Raw genomic sequence first — 13,661 nt, 5'->3', positions numbered from 1 at the left:
GCGGTGGCGTGGTGGGAACCGGGTTCGACTTCGACAACGCCGGCACCGTCATTGGCGGCGATGGCGGCGATGGCGGCTACGGTTTCCTTCTCGGCAGTAGCGGCGGTGATGGCGTCGCCGGTACGGACTTCACTCTCACCAACCAACAGGGCGGCACATTGACCGGTGGCGCCGGCCACGGTACCGGCGCCGGAGGGAGCGGGGTGGCCGGCAGCCAGTTCAGCTTCACCAATTTTGGCAGCGTCATCGGCGGCGGCGGGGGCGACGTCAGCGGCGGCGGAGGCTTCCCTGCCGGTACTGGCGGCAGCGGCAACCTCGGCGGTGGCGATGGCGGCGGCAGTCAGGGGGGCGCGGGCGCTGGCGGTGCCGGCGTGGTCGCCACCGGCGACAGCGTGGTGGTCAATGCCGGCAGCATCAGTGGTGGCACGAGCGGTTTCGGACCAGCCAACGCGGTCGAATTCTCCGGCAGCGGCAACACTCTGGAACTCCAGGCCGGTGCCAGTTTCACCGGCGCCATCGTCAGCAGCAGCGGCACCAGCAACGGCGGCGACACCCTGCGCCTGGGCGGCGATGCCGATGCGGCGGGCGGCAACGTGTTCGCGGTCGACAGCGCCAGTGGTTTCGCAAACTGGCAGAAGACCGGCGCAAGCACCTGGACCCTGAGTGGTACCGGTACTGCCAGCCAGAACTGGACGATCAGTGCCGGCACCCTGGTCGGCGACAGCACCAGCCTGCAGGGCAGCAACCTGACCAATAACGCGACGCTGGTGTTCGACCAGGCGAGCGCAGGCGTTCACGCCGGTGCGATCTCCGGCACCGGCACGCTGATCAAGACCGGCGTGGACACGCTGGTACTGACCGGCAGCAACACTTATGACGGCGGCACCACGATCAGCACCGGCACGCTGCAGGTTGGCGATGGCGGCACCACCGGTTCGATCACCGGCGATGTGGTCGACAACGGCACCCTGGCCTTCGATCGCAGCGATGACATTGCGTATGCCGGTGCGATCTCCGGCAGTGGCGGCTTGCAGCAACTCGGCACCGGCACGCTGGTGCTCACCGGCAGCAGCAGCTACGGCGGCGGCACCACGATCAGCGCCGGCACGCTGCAGATCGGCGCGGGCGGCACCAGCGGTTCGATCACCGGCAATGTGGTCGACAACGGCATCCTGGCTTTCGATCGCAGCGATGCGCTGACCTTCGCCGGTGCGATTTCCGGCAGCGGCGGCTTGCAGCAGCTCGGCAGCGGTACGCTGATTCTCGATGGCAACAGCAGCGCCTTCGCCGGATCCACCGAGGTACTGTCGGGCAGCTTGATCGTCGGCGGCACGGCCGGCAACGGCGCCGCACTCGGCGGCGATGTCGACGTCGCCAGCGGCGCCACCCTCGGTGGCCATGGCAGCATCGGCGGCGACGTCTCGCTCGTCGCTGGCGCGCACCTGGCCCCGGGCAACAGCATCGGCACGCTGACCATCGGCGGCGACCTGTCGCTCGCCCAGGGCAGCGTGCTCGACTTCGAGTTCGGCGCGCCGGGTGCGGACTTCGCCACGTTCGGCTCCAGCGACAGCGTCGTCGTCGGTGGCGACCTCATCCTCGATGGCGCGGTGCTCAACGTCACCGACGCCGGTGGCATGGGTCCGGGCCTGTACAACCTCTTCGGCTGGGGCGGCACGCTGAGCCAAAGCAATGGCGGACTCGTGTTCGGCACGTTGCCGGCAGGCAACTTCCAGTTGCAGACCCTGACCGGCGACAAGCAGATCAACCTGATCGACTCGACCGGAGTGACGCTCGACTTCTGGAACGGCAACGGCCTGGCCAGCACGACCCAACTGGGTGGCGGCGACGGTACCTGGTCGACCACGTCGATGACCTGGACCGATGCCACCGGCAGCATCACCGCGGCGATGCAGCCGCAGCCGGGCTTCGCCATCTTCGGCGGCGTGGCCGGCACCGTGACCATCGACGACGGCAGCGGCGCGGTCAGCGCCACCGGCATGCAGTTCGCCAGCGACGGCTATGCGCTCACCGGCGATGCCCTGACCCTGGTCGCGGACGGCGGCGCGACGCCGGTGATCCGCGTGGGCGATGGCAGCGCGGCCGGCGCGGACATGACCGCGACCCTCGGCAACGTCATCGCCGGCAGCGACGGCCTGGTCAAGACCGACCTGGGCACGTTGGTCCTGACCGGGACCAATACCTACAGCGGCGGGACTACCGTCAATGGCGGCACCCTGGAGGTCGCCGGCAATGCGGCGCTGGGCAGCGGCAGCGTGACGGTGGACAACGCCGCCAACCAGGGCGCCACCCTGAAGGTGGACAGCGGTATCGCGCTGGCCAATGCGATCGCACTCAACAACGGCGGTACGTTGGACAACGCCGGCACCCTATCGCATACGGGCACGTCGGAAATCGGCGTAATCGCCAACGGCGGCATGGCGACCGTGACCAATCACGATGGCGGCCGCATCGCGGGCGATTCCATCGGGCTGTGGCTGATCACCGGCGGTACGGTCGTCAACAACGGCGGCGCCAGCCGTATCGAAGGCGCCGGCTATGCGCTCGTCACCGATGGCGGCCCGGACAGTGTGGTGACCAACGAGAATGGCGCCAGCATCCATGGCGGTACGTACGACAGCGTCCTGATGATCCAGGGCGGCACGCTCATCAATCAGAGCGGCGCCAGCATCAGCGGCGACTCCGTCGCCGTGCGGATGTCGCAGAGCGGCACGATCACCAACCAGGGCGGGGCCAGCATCAGCGGCACCGGCGCCAGCAGTTACGGCGTGATCCTGCATCAGGGCGGCACCATCACCAACCAGGGTGGCGCCACCATCCAGGGCGGCGCCTCGGGCATCGCCCTGGCCGGAGCCAGCACGATCAGCAACTCGGCCGGTTCCAGCATCATCGGCGGCAACAGCAGCGTATCGGTGTTCGCCAGCGGCACGGTCAACCTGACCAATGCAGGCGCGCTGATCGGCGACGTGGCGCTGGATGCCGACGCGCTCAATGCAGTGACGCTGCTCAGCAGCAGCACGTTGCAGGGCGGGCTGTACATCGGCAACAACACGGCCTCGACGCTCGCGCTGGAGGGTAGCGGCACGCAGCTGTACTCGGACGCGGTCAGCGGAGCGACCACGTTTTCCGGCGCGCTGACCAAGGACGGCAACGGGACATGGATGCTGGATCGCGACCTCGCCACGGCGGGCATCACGATCGCCGATGGCACCTTGCAGGTCGGCGCTGGCGGCACGACCGGCGCGATCTCCGGCGATGTCGCGAATGACGCGGTGCTGGCGTTCGATCGCAGCGACGCGATCACCTTCGCAGGCGCGATTTCCGGCAGCGGCGCACTGGTTCAACAGGGCAGCGGCATACTCGTGCTCGATGGCGACAGCAGCGCCTTTGCCGGCAATACCGATGTGCAATCGGGCGGCGTCATCGTCGGCAGCGTCGCCGGCAACGGTGCGGCGCTTGGCGGCGATGTCGATGTGGCCAACGGCGCGACGCTCGGCGGCCATGGCAGCATCGGTGGCGACGTGCTCAATGCCGGTACGCTCGCGCCGGGCGCTTCCATCGGCACGCTCACGATCCATGGCGACTATACCCAGACCGCCACCGGCACCCTGGCGATCGAAGCCAATGCCGATGGCCAGGCCGACTTGCTGGTGGTCGACGGCGTCGCCACGCTCGACGGCAGCACGCTGGTGCTGGCGCAATCGGGCAACTGGATGCCGCGTACCGATTACACCATCCTCACCGCTGGCGGCGGCGTCAGCGGCGAGTTCGACAGCGCGACCTCTAGCCTGTTGTTCCTCGACCCGATCCTGGGCTACGGCGCCAATACGGTGACCCTGTCGCTGCAGCGCAACGACACCGCTTTCGCAAGTGCGGCCCGCACCCGCAACCAGCGCGCCACCGCGGCAGCGGCCGACGGCCTGGACTGGGGAAATACCGCCTACGTCGCGCTGACCACGCTCGACGCCGACAGCGCGCCACCGGCCTTCGATGCGCTATCGGGCGAAGTGCACGCCAGTGCCCGCACCGCGTTGCTGGACGACAGCCGCTATCTGCGCGAAGCGATCAACCAGCATCTGCAGGTGGCGGGCAACGGTGCTGGTGCGTGGACTGCGGCCTGGGGCCATTGGGCGCGCAGCGACAGCGACGGCAATGCGGATGCGATGCGCGGCGACGCGCTCGGGTTCGCGATCGGCGCCGACATCGCCATCGCCGAACAGGCCCGCGTCGGTGCCGTGATCGGAACTGGACAGCTCACCGCGCGCGCCGATGCGCGCGCGTCCGTGGTCGACATCGACAGCCGGCACCTGGGCCTGTACGGCAGCATCCAGGCCGGCGGCCTGTTGCTGCAGGGCGGCGCGGCGCACAGCCGGCAACAGGCCGGCAGCAGGCGTATCGTCGCTTTCGGCGGATATGCCGATTTGACCCAAGCCGACTACGACGCCCGCACCACGCAGGTCTACCTCGATGGCAGCCATGCGTTCGCGTTCAGTCGCGGCAGCCTGGCGCCGTTCCTCAATCTTGCGCAGGTCAAGGTCCGCAGCGACGCCTTCGACGAAACCGGCGGCGATGCCGCGCTGCACGTCGATGCCGCCAGCTGCGAGCGCACCTATGCGACCGTCGGCGCGCGCTGGACGGCGGCGTTCGGCAGCCAGGATGCCGTGCAATGGCAGGGCAGCGTGGGCTGGATGCATGCCTTCGGCGGCGGCGATGTCCCGCTCAACGACGCGCGCTTCCTCACGGGTTCGGACACGTTCACGATCGCCGGCACGCCGATCGCCGACAACGCGTTCGCGTTCGATGCCGGGCTGCGCTGGCAGGCCGATCCGCAGGTGGTGATCGATGCGAGCTACGTCGGCCGCTTCGCCAGCGATACCCGCGACCAGGGTGCGCGGATCACGCTCAACTGGGCATTCTGAGCGCGGAGCGATCACGCCAGCATGCGCCGCGATCCCGCAACCGATGCGGGGCCGCGGCGACTACGGGCCTGCATCGCCGGTGATCGATCCGGACCGGCAACCAGGCCGCACGCTTCGCGGCGGAAGCATGCAAGGTGGGCCTCGGCCCACCGCTGCTGGTTCCGGTGCGATGTGGCCAATGCGATCAATGATGGGCCAGGGCCCATCCTGCGCAACAAGGCCGCCGGCGTGAACCGGCGGCCTTGCGTCGCGTGTGGCGGAATCAGAAGTCGAAACGCACCTGCAACTGGGCCAGGTCGGCATCCAGGTCCTCGATCTCGTAGCGGCTGTATTCGCCACGCAGCGCGACGGCGTCGTTGAAGCGGTACTGCAGGCCGACGCCATAGGTCGGATCGGTGCCGCTGTCATCGGCGGTGCCGGTCAGGCCGGGGATCGCGGTGTCCAGGTCCCAGCGCTGCAAGCCGGCCTTGGCGTAGCCGGAGAACTTCTCGGTGAACGGCAACGTGCCGACCGCGGTGAGATAGACGGAACTGGCTTCCAAGTCCGCGCCGGCGATACCGGGTTCGAGCTGGCCGAAATCCGCATAGCCGGCCTCAAGGCCGAACCAGCGATTGAACTGGTAACCACCGAACGCGGAGAACGCGGTGTCCTCGTCGTCGTAGCTGGCTTCGTCGACGAAGGATTGACCGGCGCCGGCGCCGGCATAGAAGCCAGTGGTCTCGGCCGCCTGCGCACCGAAAGCGGCGGCGCTCATCAGGACGGCGAACAGGGTGCGGGAAAGCATTTTCTTGTGGGTCATTGCATTGAACTCCTGCAGCGGACATCGCAGTGGGGAGGGAGCGGCGATTTCCGTGCGACGGGTCCCGGCGGAATGCCTGGACAGCCATCGCTGCAGGAATGAAATGGGTGCGCAGTGGAAGCGCAAAAGTGCGGAATCAGGGAAGCAATGTCCCGCGGGCGGTCCAATCAGGAGGGAGTGCATTCACGACGCATTGCGTGAAGCCGTGACGCCTCAGGCGTCGCGTCGCGTCGTCGCCAATCGCAGGAAGGCTTCGTGCTGGTAGCGGCTCATGCGCAATTGCTGGCCGGTATCCATGGTGACCACGTGGTGGCCGTTGAACCAGGGATGGATGGTCCGGACGCGGCGCACGTTGATGATCGCGGAGCGGTGCACGCGGGCGAAATGGCGCGGATCCAGGCGCGCGGCGAGCGTGGCCATGGTCTCGCGCAGTTCATGCGTGCGGTCGGCCAGGTGGATCAGCACGGTGTTGCGGCTTGCCTTGATCCACACGATCTCATCGACCGCGACGAAGACGACGGCCTCGTCGACGCGCACCGGGATGCGTTCCAGGTAGTCGTCGCGCTGACGCAGCGCCTCCAGCGCCTGCAGGATCCGCGCATCCGGCGCCGCCCCGCCGGTGCCGGATGCCAGTCGGTTCTTGGCGCGTTGCAGGGTTTCGGCGAAGCGCTTGCGGCTGAAGGGCTTGACCAGGTAGTCCACCGCGTTGGCCTCGAAGGCGCGCACCGCGTACTGCTCGAAAGCGGTGACGAATACCGTCGCCGGCATGTGCTCCGCACCGATCGTGGCGACGACGTCGATGCCGCTGATCGCCGGCATCTGGATGTCGAGGAAGACCAGGTCCGGCGACTGGTCGCGGATCGCCGCGACCGCCGAGACGCCGTCGCCGCACTCGCCGAGCAATTCCATCTCCGGGTCGTCGCGCAGCAGGCGTACGATCGCGTGGCGGGCGATCGGTTCGTCGTCCACGACCAGCGCGCCGATGCTCATGCAGGCTCCGGCTCCGGCGAGAATTCGGGCGCGTCGTCGGGCCCCTCCAGTTCGCGGAACGGCACGCGGATGCGGCAGGCCACGCCTTCGGGCCAGATCATGTCCAGGCGCACCTGCGCGGCGTCGCCATACAGCTCCTTCAGCCGCAAGCGTGTATTCGAGAGGCCGATGCCATGTCCGGTCGGGTCGGCGGGTCCGGGGGCGAGGGTGCTGTTGCGGTTGCGCACGTCGATGCAAAGGGTACCGGCTTCGCGCCGGCTCTCGATCTCGATGCAATCGCCGCCGACGCGCTGGCCGATGCCATGGCGGATCGCGTTCTCGACGATCGGCTGCAGCAACAGGCTGGGCACGGCGCAGTCCAGCGTATCCGGCGCGATGTAGATACGCGTGGTCAGCCGGTCCTTGAACCGCTTGCGCTGGATGCCCAGGTAAAGTTCGACCAGGGCCAGCTCCTGGCGCAGGCTGATCTCCTGCCCGTCGTAGTCCTCCAGGAAGGCGCGCAGCAATTCGCTCAGGCGCAACAGCATGTCCTCCGCCGACACCTTGTCTTCATCGAGCAGGGTCATGATGGCGTGCAGCGTATTGAACAGGAAATGCGGTTGCAGTTGCGACTTCAGCGCCAGCAGCCGCGATTGCGCAAGCTCGGTGGCGAGCCGGCTGGCTTCGACCTCGCGGCGGGTCTTTTCGGCGTGGAAATGCATCGCTTGCTGGATGATGAAAAGCGCCCAGTACGTGAACAGCCCGGTGGCGGAATGCATGCTCAGGTAATACCGGAGCTGTTGGCCGAAGGAGGTGGGTTCGAACACGGTCGAGACCAGGGCGCCGATGACCAGCGCCAGCAGGGTGACGCCCACGCTCGCCAGCAGCGGCATCCCCAGCATGCGCAAACGCAGCGGCGACTGGATCGGGTAGCGCTCGCCCAGCCGGAACACCAGCGGCGCCAGTGCGGCCCAGGTGTACCACTGGATCATCGACCAGCGCAGGTAGCCGGAAACCGACCATAACGGCCCATCAAGCGCATCGTTCATGTACCGCTGCACCGCGAACACGACCACCACCATCGTCCACAGGGCGAGGTAGCGGGAAAGGCCGATTTCCGTGTTGCCGAGTTGGATCTTCATTCCGGGTGTCCGTGGCGGTGCATGGCCATCCTAGGCGTGGCGAGCAACGCTGGAAAGCGCCGCGACGCATCATTACGATTCGCAGCGGCGCAACGACGATTCGTCCCGGATCGCTTTCGCGAAGATCCCTGCGGCGGCTTGATGGACGTGCCGGTTCGCACCATGCGTCGCACGCGATGCCCGGCGATCACCCATCGAGCCGGAGACCATCGTCATGACCCCGATCCGCATCGCCCTCGCGGGCCTGCTGTCCACCCTCGCCACCCAGGCCGGTGCCAACGAGCCGACCCATTACGTGGACCTCGTCAACCGCGCGCACGACAGCGTCACTGCGTTCGAGACGGCCATTCCGGGTAGCGATGCATTCCGGGAAACGTCGCTCGGGGCTCCCTTGCGCGGTGGTGGCGACTCGGCCACGGTGCAGGTCGCCGGGGAAGGCTGCAGGTACGACTTGCGCTTCACGTTCGGCAATGGCCGGGCGATGGTTTACCGCGACATCGACCTCTGCCGCTACAGCACCGTGCGCATCCGGCCGTTGCCCCGCATACCCGGGCAATGACCATTTCGCCGATGCGGGCCCGGCCGGACACGGGAGGGTGATCCGGCCGGGACGGGGGATTGACATACTGTGCAACGCACAGTACTGTGTGGCCCATGGGTGATATGGACGCTTTCGGAAAACTGGAGCTCGAGCTGCGGCGCGGGGTGGTGGTGCTGGCCACGCTTTCGCAGCTGCGCAAGCCCCGTTACGGGTACGAGCTGCGGCAGGCTTTGGCGGATCGGGGCATGCCGATCGAAGAGGGCACGCTGTATCCGCTGTTGCGCCGCCTGGAAGCGCAGGGCGTGCTGAAAAGCGAATGGAAGATCGAGGACGGGCCGCCGCGTCGCTATTACTCGCTGAATGCGGACGGACGCAAATTGCTGAAGAGGCTCACCGAATCGTGGCAGGGCATGAACACCGCCATGGACCGACTCCTGAAAGAGGACTGACGATGAATGCGAATGACGTGATCGAGTCCTACGTCACCGACGTAGCCGTGCAGCTGCCACGCAAGCAGCGCAACGATGTGGCGTTCGAACTGCGCGCACTGATCGATGAAGGCTTGCAGGACAAGGCCGATGCCGCCGGGCGCGGCGTCGATGCGACGATGGCGACCGAATTCCTGCAGACCTTCGGCCATCCCGACGAAGTGGCCGCGCGTTATCGCCCGGCATTGACCATCATCGATCCGGCGGATGGGCACAATTTCCTGCGGGTGACGGTCATCGGACTGGCGATCATCTGGTTCCTCGGGTTGTTGATCCGCCTGGGGCAACCCATCGGTTCGGCAGGGGACGTGCTCAACCTGCTTGGCCAGTGGTGGACAGGCACGGCGATTCCTTCGCTGTGGTGGCCGGGCGTGCTGGTGGTGTGGTTCGGCATGGCTGCCTGGGCCCGCCGCCGCCGACCGCAAACGTCTGCGTGGAAACCGCGTGCGGGCGATCGTCTCTACGGAGGCCGCGTTGCCATGACGACGGCACTGGTCGGCATTCTGTGCGGACTGTACGTGCTCATCGAGCCGCGATGGGTGCTGGATTTCTTCTGGAACGGTCGAGCGGCGCCCGCGGCGTATCAGGCGCTTACCTATACCGACACGTTCCTGCGACGCCAGGCGCCGTGGATGCTGCTGCTGCTCGCGCTCAATATTCCCCTGTTCGCCACCGTCATCGTGAAGGGCCACTGGTCGGACCTGCTGCGACGCATCGAAACCGGCCTGGCCCTGGCCACTTGCGCGGCCATGGCGTGGATCGTCCTGGACGGCCCGGTGTTCAAGGCGCAGGCCAGCGACCAGGTGGTCAAGTTCTTCCTGGTGCTCGGCATCGCTTACATGCTGTACGACTTCGCCATCAAGCGGTACCGCCAGGTCAGGCCGGCGCCGAACTGACGGATCCGGGACCGGCGACGCGCGAAGCGCCTGCAGGTGCTTCGCGCGATAACGAGTTGGTCCGGCTTTGTCCGGGGATTGTCCGGGCAACGAAAATCAGGGTCGATACGGATTCATTCACGCTGCCCAACTCCGCTCCGGGCAGACACATCGTCAGCGCGAAGCGAGCGCCTCGATCAGCGGGACTGCGGTGGCCAGGCCGTCTTCCTTCGCCATCGCCTCGCCAAGCGCGCGGGCGCGCGCCCGCACTCCGGCGCGTTCGGCGAACTCGATCCCGCGCGTGAGCGTGACGGGGCGCAATGGCGTTGCGTCCACCGGGTCCCCGGCCACGCCCGCTTCGCGCAGCCGCGCGGCCCAGAACGGCTGGTCGCCCGCGAACGGCACCACCACCGACGGCACGCCCGCGCGCGCCGCGGAATGCGTGGTGCCGGAACCGCCGTGATGCACCACCAGCGAGGTCCGCGGGAACAGCCATGCGTGCGGCGCCTCGCCGACGACGAAAATGTTGTCCGGCAATCCCGCGGTGTCCGCGCCGCTCCATCCGGGATTGAACAGGGTGCGCCGACCGGCGACGGCTTCGGCGACCACATCGGGCAGCCGCTCCCGGTCGAAACCGACCATGCTGCCGAAACCGACGTACACCGGCGCCTCGCCCGCGCCCAGGAAATCCTGCAGGGCCTGCGGCGGCGACCATTCCGGCGTGGGCATGCTCCATTGTCCGCACACATGCGCATTGGCGGGCCAGTCGCCGGGCCGCGGCAGCAATGCCGGCGAAACGCCGTAGAGCATCGGGTGGTCGGTCCAGACCGATCCGCGCGGCGCAAGCCCGCAGACGCGTTCGCGTGCGTGGTTGGTCGCCTTGCGGAAGGCGCGCCACAGCATCGCGTTGACGAAGCGGTGGCTGGCGCGGTTGAGCATGCGCGGCACGTACGCGGGCGGCAGGAACGGCGAGGGGAACGCTGCGGTCGGCGTGATCGGGATCGGGCCGGTGCCGATCGCCTTCACTCCCAGGCGCTCGGCGGCCGATAGGCCGACGAACGCCGCCAGTCCCGAAACGATCAATGCATCGCAGCCCGCGTCGGCCGCCGCATCCATCGTGGTCCGCAGCCACGCCTCGGTGTTGGCATTGGCGATGCGCGCCAGGGCCTTCGCGGTGGCGGTGAAACCGTCGCCTCCGGCGACTACACCGGAGATGCCGCCACCCGGCTGCAGCGCGCCCTTGATGTCGCCGGCAAGCGCCGTGGTGGGCACGCCCAGCGCGTGGGCGCTGCCGAGCGTTGCGGCGTCGGCAAGCAACCTGGCCTCGTGGCCGGCATCGATCAGCGCGCGGCACAGCGCCGCAAGCGGGCGTGCGTCGCCCTCCGTTCCATAGGTGATGGCGATGTATTTCATGACCGGTTGCGGCTCCTCGAACAGCGCCGGCCTGTCGACGGCGAGTGCCCTTACCGTACTTTCTTGCGGGCCAGGCCACAAACCGGCGCGCGCAAGGCGAGGTGGAGGCCTGGCTTGCGATGCATCTGTGCAGCCCGGGGAAGGCGGCATTCCCCGAACCTGCACTGCAGGCCGGATGCACGGTCGCCACATTCGGCGGCTTTCCTGTTTCCCGATCCGTCGCACGGCAACCGCATGGGTCCATGCGCTGCCGATACTGCGCGACGCGCTGATTGCCCGTGTCGCGCGTCTTCGTCATCCTGATATTGCGATCATCCGTGACCACCGGCAGATACGCCGGATCGGCGTGGCCGTTAGGATCCGGTCCTGACTCCACACGGAATCCCGCCATGCCGCTCATCGCCTTGCTGCTTGCCTTGCAAGCCGCTGCTTCGCCTGCCGCGAGATTCGAGCCGCCACCGCTGGTGCGCGAGAACACCGGTCCGATCGAAGCGGTGCAGATCGGTCCCGTGTACCGGAACCCCTTCGTATGTTCCGAGCACGCGGAGGGGGAAATGGACTATGCCGGCGATGCGCTGGGCACTGATTGCATGGTCATGGGCGGCTTCGACCCGCGTAGCGATGGCGGATTCGGAAAACTCTACCGCAGCGATGGCAAGGCCAACGAGGACTGGTACGGATGGCAGGTCGAGGTGCTGGCGCCGTTCGACGGCAAGGTCAAGGCGGTGCTGGCGAACGAGGTAGTCAACCAGCCGGGCAAGTTCGGGCGCCCACCGGCCAGCATGATCCTGTTCGAGCGCGCCGATGGCGTGGTGGTGGTCTATGCGCACGTGACCGCAGTGAAGGTGAAGCCCGGCGACCTGGTCAGCGCCGGGCAGGAGGTGGCAAGCGTCGGCAACAACGGCATGTCGCGCAGTCCGCATGTGCATGTAGGCGCCTATCGTGGCGACCTGCCATTGCAGATCCGTTGGGATCTGCGCGCGATGGGCAAGTTGCGGGCCCGGTAGCAAGGCCGATGCGTGCCATGCGAAAGGCGGACAAGGGCGGGTCCATGGAATCGCAATGCCGTTGAAGCGTGTTCCGTCGCTCGCGCTGCGCTCGCTGCTGGCGATGACGCTGGCCTTCGCCGTGGTCGTGCTGGTCAACCTGGGTGGCGGCGAACTGGCGGATGCGAGCGGATTTTCGCAGGCAGGCGAAGCCAGGTTGGCCTGGGACCTGGGCTGGGTATTCCTCGCCGGCATGTTTGCCGCGTGGGTGGTGGTGAAGCTCGCACCGTGCGCGCCGCGCAGGCATGCGCTCGTTTTCTTCGTGTTGATGCTGGCCGTGGCCGTGTTGGCCGTGATCCGGGTCGACGGCGGCTGGCCGCGTTGGTTCAGCGCCGGGATCCTGCTGACGGTGCCGCTGCAGGTGGGCCTGGGTGCGGGGTGGGCCGTGCGCGGCAGGAAGCACGCATAGGCATCAGCGCCTGCGAAGAGACTGGATGGCTTCCGCCAGCAGGCAGATCAGCATGCAGACGAAACTGGCAGCTGCCGTTATCGCGGATAGCGCGGCCAAGGTGAGGAACGGGGCGGGATGCAATTCCTTGCCGCCTTCCGTTGCGACTGCCGTGAAGCCGCACAGGACCGCGATCACGATCGACCCGGTGAAAATCCGCAACAGCCGTGGATATGCGGTGGTCGCCGTATCGTCCTTGCCCCGTGCGGCGTCCGCGACCGGGCCGGTCAACGTGCCGTTTCCGCACGGCGCTGCAGCACGGAGAAGGTCACCAGGCAGGCAAGAATGGAAAACAGGATCAGCGACGATCCGAGGGTGCCGAAGTCCAGCCCGCCTTTTTCCAGCGGCTTGGTCAGCACGTCGCCGAAGGTCGCCCCGAATGGACGCGTCAGCACGAAGGCGATCCAGAACAGGACGACTTTGCTGATGCTCCTGATGCGCGTGGCGAGCGCGGTGGCGAGGATCAGCGCCCCGACCAGCGCCGCGCCGCCAGCGAAGCCGAGCCCGGAGTCGTCGGCGAGGAAATCGCCCAGGGCCGTGCCCAGGGTGTTGGAGAACAGGACAGCGCTCCAGTAGAAGATCTCCGCCTTGCGGGAATCGATGCGGCTGACCGATATCGATCCTTCGGACCTGCGCCATGCCAGCAGGATCAGGGCGAGGCAGGTCGCCAGGAGGGTGGAGCCCAGCGCGTAACCGAGTCCCAGGGTGCGATCCAGCAGATCCGATATGGTGGTCCCGGCGGTACTGGTCGCCAGCACCACCGACCAGAACAGCGCCGGGTGGAAACGGCGCGCGGAGACCTGCAGCGCCAGCAGCAGGAAGAAGGCCGCGACCAGCACGGCCGAGCCGAGCGCATAGCCGAGGTCCAGGGTCATCGACAACAGGTCGCCCGCCGTCTCTCCCAGCGTCGTGGCCGCGATCTTCATCACCCAGAAAGCGAAGGTGACGGCCGCCACCTTGCTGCCGGTGATCTCGATATCCGTGTTCTTCATCGCTTGCCGTC

13 protein-coding genes are annotated in these 13,661 nt (G+C 67.5%); 6 read left to right on the top strand and 7 right to left on the bottom strand.

What is annotated here, in order from left to right:
- Window positions 1-11: 11 nt before the first annotated feature.
- Window positions 12-4,937, top strand: a complete 4,926-nt coding sequence (locus tag CSC74_RS15760) for an autotransporter domain-containing protein (protein WP_211369665.1) — start codon at window positions 12-14, stop codon at window positions 4,935-4,937.
- Window positions 4,938-5,199: 262 nt separating this feature from the next.
- Here the strand turns inward: CSC74_RS15760 and CSC74_RS15755 are convergent, their stop codons facing one another.
- The 4 genes from CSC74_RS15755 to CSC74_RS15740 all read right to left on the bottom strand — a co-directional run bounded on the left by CSC74_RS15755 (window position 5,200) and on the right by CSC74_RS15740 (window position 8,063).
- The gene (locus CSC74_RS15755; protein ID WP_162315450.1) at window positions 5,200-5,736 is read right to left on the bottom strand and encodes an outer membrane beta-barrel protein; all 537 of its coding nucleotides are present in this window, start codon (window positions 5,734-5,736) and stop codon (window positions 5,200-5,202) included.
- 213 nt (window positions 5,737-5,949) lie between these two features.
- Window positions 5,950-6,726 carry a LytR/AlgR family response regulator transcription factor gene (locus CSC74_RS15750; RefSeq protein WP_162315449.1) on the bottom strand — a complete coding sequence of 259 codons (777 nt, stop codon included), beginning with the start codon at window positions 6,724-6,726 and terminating at the stop codon, window positions 5,950-5,952.
- Window positions 6,723-7,847, bottom strand: coding sequence for a sensor histidine kinase (locus CSC74_RS15745; protein WP_162315448.1), 1,125 nt, complete (start codon window positions 7,845-7,847; stop codon window positions 6,723-6,725). Before CSC74_RS15745 ends, CSC74_RS15750 begins: the two co-directional genes overlap by 4 nt.
- A 72-nt stretch (window positions 7,848-7,919) precedes the next feature.
- A complete protein-coding gene (locus CSC74_RS15740) occupies window positions 7,920-8,063 on the bottom strand; it encodes a hypothetical protein (RefSeq protein ID WP_162315447.1) in 144 nt (47 codons plus the stop codon).
- Between CSC74_RS15740 and CSC74_RS15735 the strand changes: the two genes are divergently transcribed.
- The 3 genes from CSC74_RS15735 to CSC74_RS15725 all read left to right on the top strand — a co-directional run bounded on the left by CSC74_RS15735 (window position 8,062) and on the right by CSC74_RS15725 (window position 9,772).
- Window positions 8,062-8,406: a hypothetical protein gene (locus CSC74_RS15735; RefSeq protein ID WP_162315446.1), complete on the top strand. Its 345-nt coding sequence runs from the start codon at window positions 8,062-8,064 to the stop codon at window positions 8,404-8,406. The genes CSC74_RS15740 and CSC74_RS15735 overlap by 2 nt on opposite strands.
- 95 nt (window positions 8,407-8,501) lie before the next feature.
- Complete coding sequence (locus CSC74_RS15730) at window positions 8,502-8,837, top strand: PadR family transcriptional regulator (protein WP_170865794.1); 336 nt, start codon at window positions 8,502-8,504, stop codon at window positions 8,835-8,837.
- Between the two features lie 2 nt (window positions 8,838-8,839).
- The gene (locus CSC74_RS15725) at window positions 8,840-9,772 is read left to right on the top strand and encodes a hypothetical protein (protein WP_162315445.1); all 933 of its coding nucleotides are present in this window, start codon (window positions 8,840-8,842) and stop codon (window positions 9,770-9,772) included.
- A 153-nt stretch (window positions 9,773-9,925) separates the two neighbouring features.
- Here CSC74_RS15725 and CSC74_RS15720 read toward each other — a convergent pair whose 3' ends face one another.
- On the bottom strand, window positions 9,926-11,164 hold the full coding sequence (locus CSC74_RS15720) for a glycosyltransferase (RefSeq protein WP_162315444.1): 1,239 nt from the start codon (window positions 11,162-11,164) through the stop codon (window positions 9,926-9,928).
- A gap of 389 nt (window positions 11,165-11,553) precedes the next feature.
- On the opposite strand from CSC74_RS15720, the gene CSC74_RS15715 reads away from it, so the two are divergent.
- Together CSC74_RS15715 and CSC74_RS15710 are read left to right on the top strand one after the other, a co-directional pair.
- A complete protein-coding gene (locus CSC74_RS15715) occupies window positions 11,554-12,171 on the top strand; it encodes a M23 family metallopeptidase (protein ID WP_162315443.1) in 618 nt (205 codons plus the stop codon).
- Between the two features lie 55 nt (window positions 12,172-12,226).
- Window positions 12,227-12,619, top strand: coding sequence for a hypothetical protein (locus tag CSC74_RS15710; protein WP_162315442.1), 393 nt, complete (start codon window positions 12,227-12,229; stop codon window positions 12,617-12,619).
- A 3-nt stretch (window positions 12,620-12,622) separates the two neighbouring features.
- Here CSC74_RS15710 and CSC74_RS15705 read toward each other — a convergent pair whose 3' ends face one another.
- On the bottom strand, window positions 12,623-12,889 hold the full coding sequence (locus CSC74_RS15705; RefSeq protein WP_162315441.1) for a hypothetical protein: 267 nt from the start codon (window positions 12,887-12,889) through the stop codon (window positions 12,623-12,625).
- Complete coding sequence (locus CSC74_RS15700) at window positions 12,886-13,650, bottom strand: COG4705 family protein (RefSeq protein WP_162315440.1); 765 nt, start codon at window positions 13,648-13,650, stop codon at window positions 12,886-12,888. Before CSC74_RS15700 ends, CSC74_RS15705 begins: the two co-directional genes overlap by 4 nt.
- Between the last annotated feature and the right edge of the window lie 11 nt (window positions 13,651-13,661).

The sequence above is a fragment of the Pseudoxanthomonas yeongjuensis genome, assembly GCF_010093345.1.
Taxonomy (GTDB): domain Bacteria; phylum Pseudomonadota; class Gammaproteobacteria; order Xanthomonadales; family Xanthomonadaceae; genus Pseudoxanthomonas_A; species Pseudoxanthomonas_A yeongjuensis.
The sequence above is the reverse complement of the archived record's forward strand: the minus strand, read 5'-3'. Positions and strand labels throughout refer to the sequence as shown.

What these genes read in the sequence shown, in the direction of transcription:
- CSC74_RS15735 (WP_162315446.1), top strand. Translation starts at nt 8,062, where the DNA reads ATGACCCCGATCCGCATCGCCCTCGCGGGCCTGCTGTCCACCCTCGCC.
- CSC74_RS15720 (WP_162315444.1), bottom strand. Translation starts at nt 11,164, where the DNA reads ATGAAATACATCGCCATCACCTATGGAACGGAGGGCGACGCACGCCCG.
- CSC74_RS15700 (WP_162315440.1), bottom strand. Translation starts at nt 13,650, where the DNA reads ATGAAGAACACGGATATCGAGATCACCGGCAGCAAGGTGGCGGCCGTC.
- CSC74_RS15745 (WP_162315448.1), bottom strand. Translation starts at nt 7,847, where the DNA reads ATGAAGATCCAACTCGGCAACACGGAAATCGGCCTTTCCCGCTACCTC.
- CSC74_RS15755 (WP_162315450.1), bottom strand. Translation starts at nt 5,736, where the DNA reads ATGACCCACAAGAAAATGCTTTCCCGCACCCTGTTCGCCGTCCTGATG.
- CSC74_RS15715 (WP_162315443.1), top strand. Translation starts at nt 11,554, where the DNA reads ATGCCGCTCATCGCCTTGCTGCTTGCCTTGCAAGCCGCTGCTTCGCCT.
- CSC74_RS15725 (WP_162315445.1), top strand. Translation starts at nt 8,840, where the DNA reads ATGAATGCGAATGACGTGATCGAGTCCTACGTCACCGACGTAGCCGTG.
- CSC74_RS15740 (WP_162315447.1), bottom strand. Translation starts at nt 8,063, where the DNA reads ATGACGATGGTCTCCGGCTCGATGGGTGATCGCCGGGCATCGCGTGCG.
- CSC74_RS15710 (WP_162315442.1), top strand. Translation starts at nt 12,227, where the DNA reads ATGCCGTTGAAGCGTGTTCCGTCGCTCGCGCTGCGCTCGCTGCTGGCG.
- CSC74_RS15730 (WP_170865794.1), top strand. Translation starts at nt 8,502, where the DNA reads ATGGGTGATATGGACGCTTTCGGAAAACTGGAGCTCGAGCTGCGGCGC.
- CSC74_RS15750 (WP_162315449.1), bottom strand. Translation starts at nt 6,726, where the DNA reads ATGAGCATCGGCGCGCTGGTCGTGGACGACGAACCGATCGCCCGCCAC.